Annotated in this window: 15 protein-coding genes; 13 read left to right on the top strand and 2 right to left on the bottom strand. The window is 63.7% G+C overall.

Annotated features, from left to right (window positions below):
• The first annotated feature begins 213 nt into the window (after nucleotides 1-213).
• From AWJ14_RS22045 to AWJ14_RS19840, 3 genes are all read left to right on the top strand, one after another.
• Entirely contained in the window at nucleotides 214-1,113 is a 900-nt protein-coding gene (locus AWJ14_RS22045; protein ID WP_171904913.1) for a LysR family transcriptional regulator, read from the top strand.
• Nucleotides 1,114-1,241: 128 nt separating this feature from the next.
• Entirely contained in the window at nucleotides 1,242-3,227 is a 1,986-nt protein-coding gene (locus tag AWJ14_RS19845; RefSeq protein ID WP_066183520.1) for a conjugal transfer protein TraG, read from the top strand.
• A 10-nt stretch (nucleotides 3,228-3,237) separates the two neighbouring features.
• A complete protein-coding gene (locus AWJ14_RS19840) occupies nucleotides 3,238-3,681 on the top strand; it encodes a ribbon-helix-helix domain-containing protein (RefSeq protein WP_066183517.1) in 444 nt (147 codons plus the stop codon).
• Nucleotides 3,682-3,704: 23 nt separating this feature from the next.
• Here AWJ14_RS19840 and AWJ14_RS19835 read toward each other — a convergent pair whose 3' ends face one another.
• Both AWJ14_RS19835 and AWJ14_RS19830 read right to left on the bottom strand, forming a co-directional pair.
• On the bottom strand, nucleotides 3,705-4,385 hold the full coding sequence (locus tag AWJ14_RS19835) for an NADAR family anti-phage protein (protein WP_066183515.1): 681 nt from the start codon (nucleotides 4,383-4,385) through the stop codon (nucleotides 3,705-3,707).
• 4 nt (nucleotides 4,386-4,389) lie between these two features.
• Entirely contained in the window at nucleotides 4,390-5,376 is a 987-nt protein-coding gene (locus AWJ14_RS19830; protein ID WP_066183512.1) for a phosphoribosyltransferase-like anti-phage protein, read from the bottom strand.
• A 237-nt stretch (nucleotides 5,377-5,613) separates the two neighbouring features.
• Between AWJ14_RS19830 and trbB the strand changes: the two genes are divergently transcribed.
• Genes trbB through AWJ14_RS19780 form a run of 10 tightly spaced genes read left to right on the top strand, consistent with a single transcriptional unit; the run spans nucleotide 5,614 to nucleotide 14,878 of the window.
• Entirely contained in the window at nucleotides 5,614-6,597 is a 984-nt protein-coding gene (gene trbB, locus AWJ14_RS19825) for a P-type conjugative transfer ATPase TrbB (RefSeq protein WP_066183509.1), read from the top strand.
• The gene (locus tag AWJ14_RS19820) at nucleotides 6,594-6,926 is read left to right on the top strand and encodes a TrbC/VirB2 family type IV secretion system protein (protein WP_066183507.1); all 333 of its coding nucleotides are present in this window, start codon (nucleotides 6,594-6,596) and stop codon (nucleotides 6,924-6,926) included. The genes trbB and AWJ14_RS19820 overlap by 4 nt, the downstream gene beginning before the upstream one ends.
• On the top strand, nucleotides 6,926-7,204 hold the full coding sequence (locus AWJ14_RS19815) for a VirB3 family type IV secretion system protein (RefSeq protein ID WP_066183505.1): 279 nt from the start codon (nucleotides 6,926-6,928) through the stop codon (nucleotides 7,202-7,204). Before AWJ14_RS19820 ends, AWJ14_RS19815 begins: the two co-directional genes overlap by 1 nt.
• A 13-nt stretch (nucleotides 7,205-7,217) precedes the next feature.
• Nucleotides 7,218-9,668: a conjugal transfer protein TrbE gene (trbE, locus tag AWJ14_RS19810; RefSeq protein WP_066183502.1), complete on the top strand. Its 2,451-nt coding sequence runs from the start codon at nucleotides 7,218-7,220 to the stop codon at nucleotides 9,666-9,668.
• The gene (gene trbJ, locus AWJ14_RS19805) at nucleotides 9,665-10,435 is read left to right on the top strand and encodes a P-type conjugative transfer protein TrbJ (protein ID WP_066183499.1); all 771 of its coding nucleotides are present in this window, start codon (nucleotides 9,665-9,667) and stop codon (nucleotides 10,433-10,435) included. Before trbE ends, trbJ begins: the two co-directional genes overlap by 4 nt.
• Nucleotides 10,436-10,445: 10 nt before the next feature.
• Nucleotides 10,446-10,733, top strand: coding sequence for a putative entry exclusion protein TrbK-alt (gene trbK-alt, locus AWJ14_RS19800; protein WP_066183496.1), 288 nt, complete (start codon nucleotides 10,446-10,448; stop codon nucleotides 10,731-10,733).
• Between the two features lie 2 nt (nucleotides 10,734-10,735).
• Entirely contained in the window at nucleotides 10,736-12,091 is a 1,356-nt protein-coding gene (gene trbL / locus AWJ14_RS19795) for a P-type conjugative transfer protein TrbL (protein WP_066183494.1), read from the top strand.
• Nucleotides 12,088-12,777 (top strand): conjugal transfer protein TrbF, encoded by a 690-nt coding sequence (trbF, locus tag AWJ14_RS19790; protein WP_066183490.1) that lies wholly within the window; start codon nucleotides 12,088-12,090, stop codon nucleotides 12,775-12,777. The genes trbL and trbF overlap by 4 nt, the downstream gene beginning before the upstream one ends.
• Nucleotides 12,774-13,733, top strand: coding sequence for a P-type conjugative transfer protein TrbG (trbG, locus tag AWJ14_RS19785; protein ID WP_066183488.1), 960 nt, complete (start codon nucleotides 12,774-12,776; stop codon nucleotides 13,731-13,733). The genes trbF and trbG overlap by 4 nt, the downstream gene beginning before the upstream one ends.
• Complete coding sequence (locus tag AWJ14_RS19780) at nucleotides 13,730-14,878, top strand: TraB/TrbI/VirB10 family type IV secretion system protein (RefSeq protein WP_066183485.1); 1,149 nt, start codon at nucleotides 13,730-13,732, stop codon at nucleotides 14,876-14,878. The genes trbG and AWJ14_RS19780 overlap by 4 nt, the downstream gene beginning before the upstream one ends.
• Nucleotides 14,879-14,880 lie beyond the last annotated feature (2 nt).

Here is a 14,880-nt window from a genome sequence, read left to right as displayed (position 1 = left end):
TCACAAATAAATCAATCAGGGAATTCCGAATCTGAAAAGCTGCGACACGCTTTAGATGGATTCCTCATTTTCGAGTGCGATGGCCACGAGTGAAGCGAGCACGGAGGAGCGCATTCCATGGCCGTCGCTAACAAGGCCGGGCAAACGAATAGGTCAACAGAAGCAGAACCGAAACCATTGACCTGCTGTGCGATCCTGCGCAACCGCATCTCTATGGCCTCGTTGATTCAAGCAATTGCCGTTGCGGAGCATCTCAACTTTCACCACGCGGCGAAAGCATTGGGCACCAGCCAGTCAAGTGTCAGCGCTCGCATAAAGGCGCTGGAAGATGAGCTTGGCACTCCGCTCTTCGAGCGCAATACCCGCGGCGTTCGCCTGACGGAAGCTGGACGCTATTTTGTCGAACGCGTGACAGCCGGCGTCGACCACCTTGAGAATGCTGTGAAATCCGCAAGCTTGGCGGCATCGGGAGAATCCGGCCGCCTGCGCGTCGGTGTTCACGGCCTGATAGCAGGCAGCTTTCTCGATCGCCTGCTGACGCGATACCGTGAGCAATATCCGGCCATAGCACTTGATATGGCCGAAGGATCGGCACGCGACGCCATTACGCAACTACGCGCCCGTCAGCTCGACGTGGCGTTCCTTGTTGGCACTTTTGAGCTGCCCGATTGCCATTCCCGACCGATATGGACTGAGCCGCTCGTCGTCGCGCTCCCGTCAAAGCATAGACTGGCCGGCCGGGTAGGTGTCCAGTGGACTGATCTCGCTGCCGAGACTTTTCTTGTCCGCCATGGTGGGACCGGACCACAAGTTCACGACCATATTATCTTGCGGCTTGCCCGAGGGTGGCCGCCGCCTGCCATCCATCGATTCGCGGTTGAGCGCGGCACACTTCTATCCATGGTAGCGCAGGGCTTCGGAATCACGCTGTTAGGAGCTGCGAGCCAGCTTTCTCCTACGTTCGGTGTCGCGCTTGTTCCGATCATTGATGAACCTGATCCCGTGGTTTTCTCGGCGGTCTGGTCACCGAACAATCGCGGCGCCGCATTACGAAATCTGCTCACACTGGCATCGAAGATGCGGCGAACAGAAACCACGGCGTGCGCAGAATAGATCTGACGCGCCCATCCTATTCGCCGTCGACAGTATCCGGCCGCCCTCCAGCATCGTCTTAACTGTTGCTCCTTCCGAAATCCCGCATTCTTTGATCGGCTCCAACAATTTTGCCGATTGGAGCTCGTATGCGTGGAGGCCGAATTCTCTGGGGTCAGATTGCCGTCGTCCTGACCATCGTGTTCGTGATGATGTGGTTGGCGACCCAATGGACCGCGTGGCGGCTCGGCTTTCAGGCGCAGCTTGGAAGCCCCTGGTTCGAGCTGGCGGGATGGCCGATCTATTACCCACCCGCCTTCTTCTGGTGGTGGTTCTCTTTCGATGCCTATGCCCCCGCGATCTTCACCGAGGGCGGCATCATCGCAATATCCGGCGGCCTTTTCGCCATCGTTGCCGCGATCACCATGTCCATCATCCGGTCGCGCGAGGCGCGCAATGTCGCGACCTACGGATCGGCACGCTGGGCCGAAAACAAGGAAATCCGCGCCGCCGGCCTGCTCGGTCCAGATGGCGTCGTGCTCGGTCGCTATGATTGCGACTACCTGCGCCATGACGGCCCCGAGCACGTGCTGTGCTTCGCCCCGACCCGATCGGGCAAGGGCGTCGGCCTCGTCGTCCCGACCCTGCTCACCTGGCCGGGAAGCTGCATCGTCCACGACATCAAGGGCGAGAATTGGGGCCTGACCGCTGGCTTTCGAGCCAAGCATGGTCGCGTCCTGTTGTTCGATCCGACCAATGCGAAATCGTCCGCCTACAATCCGCTGCTAGAGGTCCGGCAAGGGGAATGGGAAGTCCGCGACGTCCAGAACATCGCCGACATCCTGGTCGATCCCGAAGGCTCGCTCGACAAGCGCAACCATTGGGAAAAAACCAGCCATTCATTGCTGGTCGGCGCGATCCTGCATGTTCTCTATGCGGAGAAGGACAAGACGCTCGCAGGCGTCGCCAATTTCCTCTCCGATCCGCGCCGCCCGGTCGAAGCCACTTTGCGCGCGATGATGGACACGCCGCATCTCGGCGAAGCCGGCGTTCATCCCGTCATCGCCTCGTCGGCCCGCGAGTTGCTGAACAAGTCCGACAATGAGCGGTCGGGCGTGCTGTCGACCGCCATGTCGTTCCTCGGCCTCTACCGTGATCCGGTGGTGGCGCGTGTGACTGCACGCTGCGACTGGCGCATCGCCGATCTCGTCGGCAGCAGGAAAGCCGTCAGCCTCTACCTTGTCGTGCCGCCTTCCGACATCAACCGCACCAAGCCGCTCATTCGCCTGATCCTCAACCAGATCGGCCGCCGGCTGACTGAGGAGCTGACCACCTCCGGAGAACGCCATCGGCTGCTGCTCATGCTGGACGAATTTCCGGCGCTGGGTCGGCTCGACTTCTTCGAATCTGCGCTCGCCTTCATGGCGGGCTACGGCCTCAAGGGCTTCCTGATCGCCCAGAGTCTCAACCAGATCGAGCGGGCGTATGGGCCGAACAACGCCATCCTCGACAATTGCCATGTCCGCGTCAGTTTCGCCACGAACGACGAGCGCACCGCCAAGCGCGTGTCGGACGCTCTCGGCACCGCGACCGAGCTGCGCGATTCCACCAACTATGCCGGTCACCGGCTGTCGCCCTGGCTGGGACATCTCATGGTTTCACGGCAGGAAACCGCGCGCCCGCTGCTGACGCCGGGTGAGATCATGCAGCTCCCGCCACATGAGGAAATCGTCATGGTCGCGGGCACGCCGCCGATCCGCGCGACCAAGGCGAAGTATTTCGAGGACGCGCGCTTGAAGGAACGCATCATCGCGCCGTCCGAGCTGGCGGTCGGGCCTTCGAATGCCCCGACGACCGATGATTGGTCGGGCCGTGTCGTCGCAGCGGCGGGCCATGCCGGCGCGGCGAGCGTCGGCGGCGATGGCGGCGATCCCGCCAATGCCGGCATCCGCCGTGAGCCGGAATTGCACGAGCATGAAGAAATCCTGCCTCCGCCGCCATCGCCCGCGCAGGAGTTCGAGCTTCTGGACGACGAACCCGATGTCGATGCCGCCAAAGCCAATGCAATGCGTGCGCGAATGCGGGTGGTCGCGCGGCAAGCCTCGCTCGATCCCGGCGACGGCATAGAGCTTTGAGGAGCGCGCCATGACACCACGCACGCGCATGAACGTCTATTTCGACCCAGCCCTGCTCAAACAGGTCGAGGCGCTGGCACTGCGCCGGAACATCTCCAAATCCGCCATCATCGAAGCCGCCGTGGCATCGTTCCTCTCCGGCGATACGACCGAGAGGCTGGAGGCGGCGATGTCGCGGCGGCTCGACAAGTTCGGCCGTCAGATCGATACGATCGACGAAGATCTCGCCGTGCTCGGCGAGGCCATCTCGCTGTTCGTCCGCTATTGGCTGACCTTCACGCCAGTCCTGCCCGACGCGACGCAAGCCTCAGGCCGTGCCAAGGGGCTGGAGCGGTTCGAGGGCTTCATGCAGACGCTCGGCAAGCGACTGGCGACCGGAGACAGATTCTTGAAAGAGCTTTCGCGCGACATTGAAGGGCGAGGCCCCAATGCTTCAACTGGCGATCACCAGTGACACAGACGCGAAACACCAGCCTTCTAGAGAAGGCGGTCTTGAACAGGCTCATCTACTGCCTTGGTGGCAACAGATTTGGTCCGTTCAGGATTTACGTCGTGTATGCCGCGCTCGCTATGATGCTGCCCCCGTCTTGTCAGCATCGGGATCGTGTCGCCTAGAAGGAGAAAGTTCGGAATATCCAGCGGATACAGCTCTTCTAACCGCGCCGGATCGCTACGAACAATCTCTCGCAGCTCCATTAGTAACCTGCCGAGCACATTTCTGCCCGCGAGCAAATTGTCTTCGCCGCCTTTGGCGCCCCAATAATCGTCCTTGCGCGAGTCCTCAACAATAGGGCGATCACCCGTCGCAAGCAGAAGCTTGGAAAAAGCTGGCCAATTGTGAAGCAATTTTGCTCGCAAGCACCATCGCATGACCTTAACACGCACCTCTTCCCAATCCGCGCGGGAATCGTCACGATAAGGTTTGGAACGCATCTTCGCCGTCATCGGGCTTGTTTCCTCGACAATCATCCGCTGAACTTGCGGAAGATGCGGGAAACGGCACGCCTGGTACAATGCTTCAGATGTACGGACTCTTAAGCCAAGAATGTAGATTGGATAGCCTGGAGCCATGTTCGAAAGGCCGCCAAAATCCTCCGTCGTCTTACGGAAGCTGACAACCTGATCGCGTTCGTACTCTCTGAATTCAGCCTGGCTCATAGGGTCAATTGGTCTTCCTCGGAAACAGAGGATACCACGGATCACCAGCCCACAACACCAACGGCGCGTTGTTCGGGCAATTCCTATAGGTAGCGATCATCGAGCCGAAGCCCGTGGTTCCCATCATGCTGTTACCCAATGGCCGCATATACGTGTTCAGGTGCCGGCATAGGCCGCGTACCTGGACACCAGAAACAAGAAATTGTTGCTCCAGCAGAGAGCGCCCGGCTTCGGTGGAGAAAAAGCCCAGATCCCCCAGTTGCCCCGGCGTGCGAAACACAGGGTCCATCGTAAGCCCTGCAACGTACTCAGCCGTGGCCCTGTCAGCCGGAATAGCGGTTGGGCGAAGAACATCGGAATTATCGATGTATTTCTTGCGATCCTCGACCTTGAACACGTGCGGCCAGGAAAGCTCGATCTTCTTGCCCGCAGCCTTTGCCGCTTCGAGAATATCGTTCTCTGTTCGCCATTGACCCAAACGGTGGTAGGCGATCGTGATGATGACGAGCTTTGCGTTCTGGGGCGCTGCGTCTTTGATCCAGCGGACTATGTCGTTTTTGATCCGACCGCCGGAAAACAGAACATCATCAATATAGACATACGAGCTACCGCCAGCCTGCCCGCACTCGCTCAGACTGATCCCACATGCTTTCTGCAAGACAGTGTCAAAGGTCGCGAGCATTTCATGCTGGCTATTGCCCGAAGTTTGAATGTCGAGAACAGTTGTTTTCTTCCAGAATTCAGCTGGATTCCCAGCGGTCAGCCGTTCGTTGACCGCAACGGCGGAAAGGAACTGGTTCACTTTTTTGCGGGTGAAGTACGTTTTGTCGAAGACATGGGCAAGTTCCGCGAGGAGCGGCTCCTGCACGCCTTCTGGAAACTGTTGGACCCACCGATCAACATGCGCGGCGTTCATCGGAGCAATCTCGCCCTCCCGATAGTCGGAAATCTTTTCGACCACCGCGTCTAGGCGTTCATTTCTCGTTACCATCTCCACCCCCTCATTGTTGTTCGCGTTTAGCGCGAATCACGAACTGCCGCTTTTTATTGTCAGCAGATAAGTCGTTCTGGCAAATACCTTTGTTATTAAACCATCCGATTTGCCGTCGATGCCCGCCGATAACCGCACATCTCTCGATTGTTGTTGAACAGGCCCGATTTCGGGCTCTTTTAATCATCCCCAATCGGGGAACTGACTGTTGCGTCCCCTTCGAACTGCGGGGACGGCATGACTTCTTCTCATCAGAGACCAGAGGCGATTCAGCGCGGCGCGCGCATGTTGCGCACGGCGCTTGGGTCCGCCATCGCACGCTTTCTGGAAGACCCCGCCGTCGTTGAAGTGATGCTGAACCCCGACGGGCGCATCTGGATCGACCGTCTCTCCGAAGGATTGTCGGACACTGGCGAGAAGCTGTCGGCCGCCGATGGCGAGCGCATCGTGCGCCTGGTCGCGCACCATGTCGGCGCAGAGGTTCACGCGCGATCCCCGCGCGTCTCGGCGGAATTGCCGGAGACGGGCGAGCGGTTCGAGGGGCTTCTTCCGCCTGTCGTCGCCGCCCCAGCCTTCGCGATCCGCAAACCCGCCGTCGCGGTCTTCACACTCGACGACTATGTGGCCGCCGGGATCATGACCGCCGATCAGGCCGAGACCCTGCGCGAAGCCGTCGCGGCGCGCGCCAACATCCTGGTCGCGGGTGGCACCTCGACCGGCAAGACCACGCTGACCAACGCGCTGCTGGCCGAAGTGGCGAAGAGCGCCGATCGCGTCGTGATCATCGAGGACACGCGCGAGCTGCAATGCGCCGCGCCCAACCTTGTCTCCATGCGGACCAAGGAGGGCGTCGTCACGCTCTCCGATCTCGTCCGCTCATCGCTGCGCCTGCGCCCGGACCGCATCCCCATCGGCGAGGTGCGCGGCTCTGAAGCGCTCGACCTCCTCAAAGCTTGGGGCACCGGCCATCCAGGCGGCGTCGGCACGATCCACGCTGGCACCGGCATCGGTGCGCTGCGCCGACTCGAACAGCTCATTCAAGAGGCCGTCGTCACCGTCCCGCGCGCGCTGATCGCCGAGACGATCGACCTTGTGGCCGTCCTCTCCGGCCGCGGCTCCGCGCGCCGGCTCGCCGAACTCGCCCGTGTCGAGGGACTCGGCCCGGACGGCGGCTACCGCATCAGCCCCGCAATCCCCGCCAGCACAGGAGATAATTCATGATCCCCACCACCATGCGCGTACGTCGCGCGATCGCGACCGCTGCTGCCGTCACCTATGTCAATCTCGTCCTCGTTCCTGCTGCGCACGCCTCCGGCTCCTCGATGCCGTGGGAAGCGCCGCTTCAGAAAATCCTTCAGTCGATTGAAGGCCCCGTGGCCAAGATCGTCGCCGTCATCATCATCATCGCAACGGGCTTGGCGCTCGCCTTCGGCGATACGTCCGGCGGCTTTCGCAAGCTGATCCAGATCGTGTTCGGCCTGTCGATCGCCTTCGCCGCGTCGAGCTTCTTCCTGTCGTTCTTCTCGTTCGGCGGCGGGGCGCTCGTCTGATGGCGGTCGCCTTCGAGCAACTGGACGTGCCGGGATTCACCGTGCCGGTCCACCGCGCGCTGACCGAGCACATCCTGCTCGGCGGCGCACCGCGTTCCATCGCGATCCTCAACGGGACGCTGGCCGGGGCCGTGGGCCTTGGCCTGCGCCTGTGGCTGGTCGGCCTCGCCATCTGGGCCATCGGCCACTTCGCCGCCGTCTGGGCCGCGAAACGCGATCCGCTCTTCGTGGAGGTCGGCCGCCGGCACTTACGCATCCCCGCAAACCTGTCGGTCTGAGGGAGCCCACCCCATGATGAACCTTGCCGAATATCGCCGCAGCGCCAGCCGCCTTGCCGATTTCCTTCCCTGGGCTGCCCTCGTCGGCCCCGGCATCGTCTTGAACAAGGACGGCTCCTTCCAGCGCACCGCGTCGTTCCGCGGTCCCGATCTCGATAGCGCCGTCGCGGCCGAGCTGGTCGCCGTCGCCGGCCGCATCAACAACGCCTTCCGCCGTCTCGGCTCTGGCTGGAGCATCTTCGTCGAAGCTCAGCGCCACGAGGCCGCGATCTATCCGGCGAACCAATTCCCCGACGCCGCATCAGGCCTCGTCGACGCAGAGCGCAAGGCCGATTTCGAGGAAGAAGGCGTTCACTTCGTCTCCGGCTACTTCCTGACCTTCCTCTATCTGCCGCCGGCCGAGGAAGCCGCCCGCGCCGAGACCTGGCTATACGAAGGCCGCGAGCGCTCCGGCGTCAATCCGCATGAGATCTTGCGCGCCTTCACCGATCGCACCGAGCGCGTGCTGGCCCTGCTCGATGGCTTCATGCCCGAATGCGACTGGCTCGATGACAGCGAGACGCTGACCTATCTGCATTCGACCGTCTCAACCAATCGGCATCGCGTCCGGGTCCCCGAGACGCCGATCTATCTCGATGCGCTGCTCGCCGATCAGCCACTCACCGGCGGGCTGCAGCCGCGCCTTGGCGATCAGCATCTGCGTGTCCTCACCATCATCGGCTTTCCGACCGCGACGACGCCGGGGCTGCTCGACGATCTCAACCGGCTGCCCTTTCCGTATCGGTGGAGCACGCGGGCCATCCTGCTCGACAAGACCGACGCGACCAAGCTGTTGACCAAGATCAGGCGGCAATGGTTCGCCAAGCGGAAGTCCATCGCCGCGATCCTCAAGGAAGTGATGACCAACGAGGCATCCGTCCTCGTAGACACCGATGCGGCGAACAAGGCCGCCGACGCCGACATGGCCTTGCAGGAGCTCGGCCAGGATGTCGCCGGCATGGCCTATGTCACCGTGACCATCACGGTGTGGGATGCCGATCCTCGCCTTGCAGACGAGAAACTGCGTCTCGTCGAGAAGGTCATACAGGGCCGCGACTTCACGGCCATGATCGAAACCGTCAATGCCGTCGATGCCTGGCTCGGCTCGCTCCCCGGACATGCCTATGCCAACGTCCGCCAGCCGCCGGTCTCGACGCTCAATCTCGCCCACATGATCCCCCTCTCTGCAGTGTGGGCGGGGCCGGAACGGGACGAGCATTTCGGTGCGCCCCCCTTGCTGTATGGCAAGACCGAAGGCTCGACCCCGTTCCGGTTAAGTCTCCATGTCGGCGACGTGGGCCACACCCTGGTCGTCGGCCCGACCGGCGCGGGCAAATCCGTCCTGCTCGCGCTGATGGCGCTCCAGTTCCGGCGCTACGAGCGGTCCCAGGTGTTCGCCTTCGACTTCGGCGGTTCGATCCGGGCCGCGGCGCTCGCGATGGGCGGCGACTGGCACGATCTCGGCGGTGGGCTGACCGACGGGGACGAGTTCTCCGTCTCGCTTCAACCGCTCGCGCGCATCCACGACACCTATGAACGCGCCTGGGCGGCCGACTGGATCGTCGCGATCCTCATGCGTGAGGGTATCTCCATCACGCCCGAGGTGAAGGAGCATATCTGGACCGCGCTGACCTCGCTCGCCTCCGCGCCGGTCGAGGAACGCACCATCACCGGCCTTGCGGTCCTGCTCCAGTCCAATGACATCAAGCAGGCGCTCCGGCCCTACTGTGTCGGTGGCGCTCACGGTCGCTTGCTCGACGCCGAGACCGAACATCTCGGCTCGGCCGACGTGCAGGCGTTCGAGATCGAGGGGCTGGTCGGCACCGGCGCAGCGCCGGCCGTGCTTTCCTATCTCTTCCACCGCATCGGCAACAGGCTCGACGGGCGGCCGACGCTGCTCATCATCGACGAGGGCTGGCTAGCCCTGGACGATGAAGGCTTCGCCAGCCAGCTCCGTGAATGGCTGAAGACGCTCAGAAAAAAGAATGCGTCCGTCATCTTCGCCACGCAGTCGCTCAGCGACATCGACAATTCGAGCATCGCGCCGGCCATCATCGAGAGCTGCCCGACGCGGCTGCTTCTGCCGAACGAACGCGCGATCGAGCCGCAGATCACATCGATCTATCGGCGCTTCGGCCTCAACGACCGGCAGATCGAAATTCTCGCGCGGGCCACGCCCAAGCGGGACTATTACTGCCAGTCGCGGCGCGGCAACCGCCTGTTCGAATTGGGCTTGAGCGAGGTTGGCCTCGCGCTCTGCGTCGCATCTTCCAAAGCCGACCAGACCCTGATCGCGAATCTCGTCGTCGAGCATGGCCGCGAAGGTTTCCTCGCCGCGTGGCTGCGCGCCCGCGACGTCGGCTGGGCCGCCGACCTCATCCCGACCTTCGCGATTCCCCACGCCCAAAAGGAGACTGCACCATGAAAAACAGTTTTATCCGCTCGCGCGCCGTGGCGATTGCCGCAACCGTGCTCGCCGCGGTACCGGTGGCCTTCTCGCCGATGATGGCGACGCCGGCCAATGCTTGGCGCATCGTCTATGACCCGACGAACTATGCGCAAAACGTCCTGACGGCGGCGCGCACGCTGGAACAGATCACCCATCAGATTACGAGCCTGCAAAACGAAGCGCAGATGCTCATCAATCAGGCGAAGAACCTAGCCAGCCTGCCGTTTTCTGCCCTCCAGACCTTGCAACAGAACGTCCGGAAGACCCAGCAGCTTCTTGGGCAGGCGCAGAACATCGCCTTCGACGTCCAGAAGATCGATCAGGCGTTCCAGAGCCAGTACGGCAACGTCTCGATGTCGACCACAGACCAGCAGCTCGTCGCCAATGCCCGCGACCGTTGGAAGAACACGGTCGGCGGCTTGCAGGATGCCATGCGTGTGCAGGCCGGCGTCGTGGGCAATATCGACAGCAACCGCACGCAGATGTCGGCGCTGGTCAACCAGAGCCAAGGCGCGACCGGGGCGCTTCAAGCGACGCAGGCCGGCAATCAGATCCTCGCGCTCCAGTCGCAGCAGCTCTCCGATCTCGTCGCGCTGCTCGCCTCCAACGGCCGCGCGAGCGCACTCACCGAGGCCGAGCGTGCCGCCGCCGCCGAACAGGGCCGCGAACAGCGCCGCCGCTTCCTGACGCCCGGCCCGGGCTACCAGGCAGGCAGCGCGCGGATGTTCAACAACGGCAACTGAGGTCGTGAACATGGACGGCAAGATGCTGGCACGCCTCGGCGCTATCGTCTTCGTCGCCGTTGCCTTAACGGCGACGGTGATCGAGTTGACCCGCAAGGAGGACGCGTCGGCATCTTCGCCGGTGCGCCTTCACCAACCCGCATCCGACCCGCTGCGTGAAGGCCAGCGCCGTTGCCAGCAGCTCGGCCAGAAAGCTGCCGAGGATGGCGAGTGTATGCGGGTCTGGGCGGAAACGCGCGACCGCTTTCTCGGCCGCACGCCCGCGCCGTCCTCGCCCCTCCGAACCGAGGGCAATTGATCATGGGCGGCGCTGGCGTCATCGACAATTTCCTTGGGGTCTTCACCCGCTATATCGACTCCGGCTTCGGCCTGTTGTCGGGCGAAGTCGCCTTCATCGCCACCACGCTCATTGTCATCGACGTGACGCTGGCCGCGTTGTTCTGGTCTTGGGCCGCCGATGACGACATCATCGCGCGCCTCGTCAAGAAGACGCTGTTTGTCGGGGCCTTTGCCTATCTCATCGGCAACTGGAACAACCTGGCGAAGATCGTCTTCGACAGCTTCGCCGGGCTGGGATTGAAGGCGAGCGGGACCGGGTTTTCGGCCGCCGACCTGATGCGCCCCGGCGAGGTCGCACAGACCGGCCTCGATGCCGCCCGACCGCTGCTCGAATCCATCTCTGACCTGATGGGCTGGGTCGCCTTCTTCGAGAACTTCATCCAGATCGCGTGCCTGCTCTTCGCCTGGGCGCTGGTGATCCTCGCCTTCTTCATCCTGGCGATCCAGCTCTTCGTCACCCTGATCGAGTTCAAGCTGGCGACGCTCGCCGGCTTTGTCCTCATCCCCTTCGGGCTTTGGGGCAAAAGCGCTTTCATGGCTGAGAAGGTGTTGGGCAATGTGGTGTCGTCCGGCATCAAGGTTCTGGTGCTGGCCGTCATCATTGGCATCGGCTCGACGCTGTTCTCACAGTTCACGCAAGGGTTCGGCGGCCAGACACCGAGCATCGACGAAGCCATGGCCGTCGTGCTCGCCGCTCTCTCGCTTCTCGGCCTCGGCATCTTCGGCCCCGGCATCGCCAACGGCCTCGTCTCCGGCGGCCCGCAGCTCGGCGCGGGCGCTGCCGTTGGCACTGGCCTTGCCGCGGGCGGCATGGTGCTGGCCGGCGCTGGTGCTGCTGGCCTTGCCGCCAAGGGCGGTGCAGCCGCGCTTTCCACCGGCGCTGCCGCCGTGCGTGGTGGCGCGACCGCAGCCGGCGCGGCATCCGCCGCCTTCAGCCTCGGTTCGCTCGGCCAGTCCGGTGCAGCAGGTGCTGCATCCGGCATGGGTGGCATGGGGCGGGCAGCAGGTTCCGCCGCCATGTCGCCGCTGCGCCGTGCAGCGGCCATCGTCAAGTCCAGCTTTTCCGAGGGCGTGAAGGGCGGCTTCGGCGTGACCGGCGGTTCTTCGACCATGGGGACAGTCGGCGGTTCCGCCGATGCGGCAGCCGACGCCGCTTCCGCCACCCACACCGCCAAGGGCCAACCCGATTGGGCGAAGCGAATGCAGCGCTCGCAGCGTCTCTCGCACGGCGTCCAGACCACGACCCACGCCGTCCGCTCCGGCGACGGCCACGGCTCCGGCTCTTCCGTCAACCTCTCTGAAAGTGACCGCTCATGAACCTCTTTCGACGCCCCGCCACGCATTACGGCAAAACCCCGCAACCCGAGACGCCCTATCAGAAGGCCGCGCAGGTCTGGGACGAGCGCATTGGCTCCGCCCGCGTACAGGCCAAGAACTGGCGATACATGGCCTTCGGCTCGCTGGTTCTCTCTGGCGGCTTTGCCGCCGCACTTGTCTGGCAATCGGTGCAGGGAACTGTCGTTCCCTGGGTGGTGCAGGTTGACAAGCTCGGCCAGGCCCAGACCGTCGCGCCGGCGACCGCAGATTATGGGCCGACCGATCCGCAGATCGCTTGGCATCTCGCCCGCTTCATCGAGCAGGTCAGGAGCATTCCCGCCGATCCGATCATCGTGCGCCAGAACTGGCTTCGCGCCTATGAATGGACCACCGATCGCGGCGCGGGCGCGCTCAACGACTACGCCCGCACCAACGACCCCTTCACCAAGGTCGGCAAGCAGCAGATCGCCGTGGACGTTTCCAGCGTCATCCGCGCTTCGCCGGACAGTTTTCGCGTCGCGTGGACGGAACGGCACTTCGAGAACGGCCAGCTCTCCGGCACGGAGCGCTGGACCGCGATCCTCACCATCGCCCTCCAGCCGCCCCGAGACGCCGAACGGCTGAAAGCCAATCCGCTCGGCATCTATGTCAACGCCATCAACTGGTCGCGGGAGATGGGCCAATGAACCGCGCAATCCGCAAACCCGCAATCGCGGCTGCGATGCTCTCGGCGACCATGCTCACCGGCTGCGCCTCCACTAAGCCGCCGCAGATCAGCTATGACAACAGCGTCCCGCCGCTGCCGGCCATTCCCGCAGCGGTGACGGACGAGCGGCTGAAGCCGCTGCATGTGCCTCCGGCCTGGACCGTGGCGCGCGGCGGTCAGACCGCCAGCACGGCAACCGGCCGTGTCGAGAATGCCAACGCCGCAGCGCGCGTGCAGCCGCGCCGCGAAGGCTACTTCAACGCCATTCAGGTCTATCCGTGGTCGGAAGGCGCCCTCTATCAAGTCTATGCCGCTCCTGGCCAGATCACCAACATCGCGCTCGAACCGGGCGAGAGCCTGACAGGCGCAGGCCCGATCGCGGCCGGCGACACCGCCCGCTGGATCATCGGCGATACGGAATCCGGCTCCGGCGTGGCTCGCCGCGTCCATGTGCTGGTGAAGCCGACGCGTGCCGACATTACCACCAATCTCGTCATCACCACCGACCGGCGCACCTACATGGTCGAACTGCGCTCCGGCGAGAAGCCCTATATGCCGGCCGTCGCTTGGTCCTATCCGCAGTCGGCTAGAGGCGGGCGGCAGGCCGTTCCGGCAATGCCGATCATCCCGGCGGTGGCCGCGCGCAACTACCGCTATGGCCTGACCGGCAGCAGCAATCCGCCCTGGAAGCCGGTCGCCGTCTATGACGACGGCCGCCGTGTCTATGTCGAGTTCCCGCGTGGCATCGTGCAGGGCGAGATGCCGCCGATTTTCGTCATTGGAGCCGAGGGCGAGGCGCAGATCGCCAATACCCGCATCTACCAACACATCCTGATCGTCGATCGCCTGTTCGGCGCGGCCGAGCTGCGTCTTGGCGGTGGCAAAAGCCAGCAGACCGTCAGGATTGTCCGCACAGATGGGAGGCCGCAGTCATGAGCGATCCCGACAACACCAACACCGCTCCGATGCGCCTGCGTGCCGAAGCGCCCCGAGTCACGCGCCTGTCACGCAAGATGCTAGCCAGTTTTGCGGCCGTCGCCATGGTCGGGATCGGCGGCGCGCTGATCTATGCGCTCCAGACGCGCACGGGCGGCGATGACGGTCAGGAGCTATATTCTACGTCCAACCGCCAGCCCGCCGATGGTCTTGCCGGACTGCCGCGCGACTATACAGGTCCCATTCTTGGACCAGCGTTGCCGGGCGATCTGGGAGGCCCCATCCTGTCCGCGCAGAATGCCGGCCAGCCCGTCGTGCCGCCTGTCGTTCCGACGCCGGGCGTCGATGAGGCCGAGCAACGCCGCCGCGCCGAGGAAGAAGCCGCGCGCCTCAGCGCCGTGTTCTTCCAGTCACGGCAGGGATCGACTGCGGCCGCGACGCCGGGGGCCATGCCCGGCCTCGCCGGATTCGACCCCGGCAGCGCCGCGGCAGGGCAATCGACCACCCAGGACCGGCAGCTTGCCTTTCTCAACGCCGCAGCCGACCGGCGCACCGTGACGCCCGATCGCGTCTCGCCGCCGGCATCGCCCTTCGTGCTTCAGGCGGGAGCGGTCATCTCGGCGGCGCTCATCACCGGCATCCGCTCCGATCTTCCCGGACAGATCACGGCGCAGGTCACGGAAAACATCTATGACAGCCCGACGGGCAGCATCCTGCTTGTGCCACAAGGCACTAGGCTGATCGGTCAGTATGACAACGCGGTGCAGTTCGGTCAGCGCCGCGTGCTGCTCGTCTGGAACCGCCTCATCATGCCTAACGGGGGCTCGATCGTTCTCGAGCGCCAGCCAGGCGCCGATGCCCAGGGCTATGCCGGCCTGGAGGATGGTGTCGATTATCACTGGTGGGATCTCGCTAAGGCCGCCGCGCTCTCGACCCTGCTCGGCGTCGGCGCGGAACTCGCGACCGACGACAATGACCGGCTGATCCGCGCCATCCGCGACGGCGCGCAGGACACGATCAACCAGGCCGGCCAGCAGATTGTCCAGCGCCAATTGCAGGTCGCGCCGACGCTGACCATCCGGCCCGGCTTTCCGGTCCGAGTCATTGTCACCAAGGATTTGGTGCTCGAACCCTACAGGAACTGACT

This window comes from Parahoeflea olei (genome assembly GCF_001703635.1).
Taxonomy (GTDB): Bacteria; Pseudomonadota; Alphaproteobacteria; order Rhizobiales; family Rhizobiaceae; genus Hoeflea; species Hoeflea olei.
Note: the sequence above shows the minus strand (reverse complement) of the source record. Positions and strands in the feature narration are given on the sequence as shown.

Excerpts from the sequence above, each read along its gene's own strand:
- trbJ (WP_066183499.1), top strand. The coding sequence starts at position 9,665 with ATGAAAAACAGTTTTATCCGCTCGCGCGCCGTGGCGATTGCCGCAACC.
- trbF (WP_066183490.1), top strand. The coding sequence starts at position 12,088 with ATGAACCTCTTTCGACGCCCCGCCACGCATTACGGCAAAACCCCGCAA.
- AWJ14_RS19820 (WP_066183507.1), top strand. The coding sequence starts at position 6,594 with ATGATCCCCACCACCATGCGCGTACGTCGCGCGATCGCGACCGCTGCT.
- trbG (WP_066183488.1), top strand. The coding sequence starts at position 12,774 with ATGAACCGCGCAATCCGCAAACCCGCAATCGCGGCTGCGATGCTCTCG.
- trbE (WP_066183502.1), top strand. The coding sequence starts at position 7,218 with ATGATGAACCTTGCCGAATATCGCCGCAGCGCCAGCCGCCTTGCCGAT.
- trbK-alt (WP_066183496.1), top strand. The coding sequence starts at position 10,446 with ATGGACGGCAAGATGCTGGCACGCCTCGGCGCTATCGTCTTCGTCGCC.
- trbB (WP_066183509.1), top strand. The coding sequence starts at position 5,614 with ATGACTTCTTCTCATCAGAGACCAGAGGCGATTCAGCGCGGCGCGCGC.
- AWJ14_RS22045 (WP_171904913.1), top strand. The coding sequence starts at position 214 with ATGGCCTCGTTGATTCAAGCAATTGCCGTTGCGGAGCATCTCAACTTT.
- AWJ14_RS19840 (WP_066183517.1), top strand. The coding sequence starts at position 3,238 with ATGACACCACGCACGCGCATGAACGTCTATTTCGACCCAGCCCTGCTC.
- trbL (WP_066183494.1), top strand. The coding sequence starts at position 10,736 with ATGGGCGGCGCTGGCGTCATCGACAATTTCCTTGGGGTCTTCACCCGC.
- AWJ14_RS19845 (WP_066183520.1), top strand. The coding sequence starts at position 1,242 with ATGCGTGGAGGCCGAATTCTCTGGGGTCAGATTGCCGTCGTCCTGACC.
- AWJ14_RS19830 (WP_066183512.1), bottom strand. The coding sequence starts at position 5,376 with ATGGTAACGAGAAATGAACGCCTAGACGCGGTGGTCGAAAAGATTTCC.
- AWJ14_RS19835 (WP_066183515.1), bottom strand. The coding sequence starts at position 4,385 with ATGAGCCAGGCTGAATTCAGAGAGTACGAACGCGATCAGGTTGTCAGC.
- AWJ14_RS19780 (WP_066183485.1), top strand. The coding sequence starts at position 13,730 with ATGAGCGATCCCGACAACACCAACACCGCTCCGATGCGCCTGCGTGCC.
- AWJ14_RS19815 (WP_066183505.1), top strand. The coding sequence starts at position 6,926 with ATGGCGGTCGCCTTCGAGCAACTGGACGTGCCGGGATTCACCGTGCCG.